Origin of the sequence: Candidatus Desulfatibia sp., assembly GCF_036446775.1 — a bacterium.
Taxonomy (GTDB): Bacteria; Desulfobacterota; Desulfobacteria; order Desulfobacterales; family UBA11574; genus Desulfatibia_A.
Map to the genome: position 1 here is coordinate 1 of NZ_JAZFTO010000326.1, position 2,310 is coordinate 2,310.

2 protein-coding genes are annotated in these 2,310 nt (G+C 48.1%); both read right to left on the minus strand.

Features of this window, described 5'->3' with window-relative positions; genetic code table 11:
* Positions 1–168: 168 nt before the first annotated feature.
* The gene (locus tag V3S16_RS15470) at positions 169–1,155 is read right to left on the minus strand and encodes an electron transfer flavoprotein subunit alpha/FixB family protein (RefSeq protein WP_413886539.1); all 987 of its coding nucleotides are present in this window, start codon (positions 1,153–1,155) and stop codon (positions 169–171) included.
* Entirely contained in the window at positions 1,155–1,946 is a 792-nt protein-coding gene (locus tag V3S16_RS15475) for an electron transfer flavoprotein subunit beta/FixA family protein (protein WP_413886541.1), read from the minus strand. Before V3S16_RS15475 ends, V3S16_RS15470 begins: the two co-directional genes overlap by 1 nt.
* Positions 1,947–2,310: the final 364 nt, after the last annotated feature.

Below are 2,310 nucleotides of genomic sequence, written 5' to 3' on the forward strand. Positions count from 1 at the left end.
AAATGGGAAAGAAAAAAGATAGGAAGTTGCTTTGGGATGGAAGCATCCATTTTTAAACAACATCAAAATCACAGATACCAGGGACAAGCCGGGTTGTCAACCTCCGCTTTGGCCCCAAAATTTGCCCTTGCTTCCTCCAACCCAAAAAATGATTACTAAGGATGCTTTTTATCCTTTTATTTCATTGATTTTATCGGTTAGTTCCGGGACGAAATCGAGGATATCATCCACAATTCCCACATCTGCTATCTTAAAAATGGGGGCTCTGGAGTTTTTATTTATTGCCACAATAAAAGGAGAGCCTTTAATACCGCCAATATGCTGGAATGATCCGCTGATCCCCAATGCCATATATACTTTCGGTTTGACCGTCCGGCCCGAAGTCCCAACCTGGCGCGCTTTTTCCAGCCATTTAGCATCTACTATGGGACGGGAGCAGGAGACATCAGCGCCCATGGCTTCAGCCAGATCAAATACAATTTCAAGATTATCTTCATCTTCGATCCCGCGCCCCACCGAAACAAGAATTTCGGACTTGGTAATATCGACATCGCCAACCTCGGCCGCTACAACCTCCAGAAAACGGCGGGCACCTCCCGGAAGGCCCCCTTCCACGGCGTCAGCGGTCTTGTCGAGCACTTGACCGCCGGCACTTTTGCTCTCATCCGGCGCAAAAGATCCCGGACGGACGGTAATCACGGCCCCTTTGGAAATATCACAAAGCACATGGGTGCTTACTTGTCCTCCGTACTCCTCGCGAACAGCCTTTAGTTTGCCATTTTCTATACCTTCAAAATCGACTGCATCCGGAAGGTAGGCGGCATCAAGCTTGATGGAAAGGCCCGCGGCCAAATCCATGCCAAAATGATCGTGGGCAGCAAGCACAATGCAACCTTGCGGCAAGATACGGGCCAGCATACCCCGCAGAACTTCTGCGTTGACGTACGCAAGGGCCTTGTTGTCGATCTTCCAGACCTCCGCATAAGATGCGGCAATTTCATTACAGACCGCATCAAGTCCGGCCCCTGAACCTGCCACTACGGCACTTATCGAAGCATCAGGATTCAGTTTTGCGGCCGCGGTAAGCATTTCAAGGGCCGTATCGTCGGCCACCCCATCCTCGTAAAGTATATATGCAAAAACCGGGTGGGTCATTATTTTATCCCTCCTTTGGCTTTCAGAAGTTCAGTAAGTTTCTCAATGATCTCGTCCGTACTGCCTTCAAGAATCTCAGCACCTTCTCCCAGTTCGGGTCTAAAGTAATCTATACGTTTTACCCTGGCCCCGGATTCACCGACAGATTCAGGGGTAATCCCGAGATCACCGGCGCCATGAACGGGGATATCAATTGACGCCACTTTTCTGATGCCGCGGATACCCACATAACGCGGCTCATTGATACCGGTCTGAATCGAAAGAACACAAGGAAGATCGATCTCGTTCATCTCCTGATTTCCGCCTGCTATTTCGCGCCCGACTTTAATTGTTTTGTCATCCACGACTTCCAGACTGCTTACCAGCGAAGCATACGGCCAATTCAGCATTGCCGCCAGCATACCGCCCACCTGCCCGGCACCGTCATCAGCCTGGGCTCCTGTCAAAATCAGATCGTATTTGCCCTGCTCAACTTCGGCTTTCAAAATATTGGCAATTCCCCTTCCATCAGAGCCTTCAAACGCATTGTCCGACAGCAGGATACCTTTGTCGGCACCCATAGCCATTTCTCTGCGGACGACTTCTTCTGCATCCTCATCTCCTACAGAAACAACGGTGACTGATCCACCGACGTTGTCACGAATCTGGATGGCTTCCTCCACGGCATAATTGTCCCATTCGTTAACAGAGTATACGAGATCGTCTCGTTCAATGTCACTGCCGTCTCTGTTGATTTCAATCTCATTTTCCGAAGTATCCGGAACTCTTTTAACACATACCAGAATCTCCATGTTATTCTCCCTCCCGGTCGTCACAAGTTATACAATCGCTTCGCGATTCTATATAACGCGGCTTCGCCGCTTTAAAAAAGAAAATTCCTATACTATCAAGTTCTTTTTGGTTAACCTTTACTAAACAACCCCTGAACCTCTGAACCCGTAAGCGCAAAGTTGTTTTGTAAACATTCACAGGTTACATTGATGCTGTACGGGGTTGTTTTGAGAGATGAACGTCGAACATCGAACAGACTGAACATCGAACATCGAACGTCCAACGTTGAACATCGAATAATGATGTCGCTCCGCTCTGCAATTTAATTTCGTTCGTTTTTTTTTATTCATCATTCGATGTTGGACGTTCGATGTTCGATGTTCA

Excerpts from the sequence above, each read along its gene's own strand:
- V3S16_RS15470 (WP_413886539.1), bottom strand. The coding sequence starts at position 1,155 with ATGACCCACCCGGTTTTTGCATATATACTTTACGAGGATGGGGTGGCC.
- V3S16_RS15475 (WP_413886541.1), bottom strand. The coding sequence starts at position 1,946 with ATGGAGATTCTGGTATGTGTTAAAAGAGTTCCGGATACTTCGGAAAAT.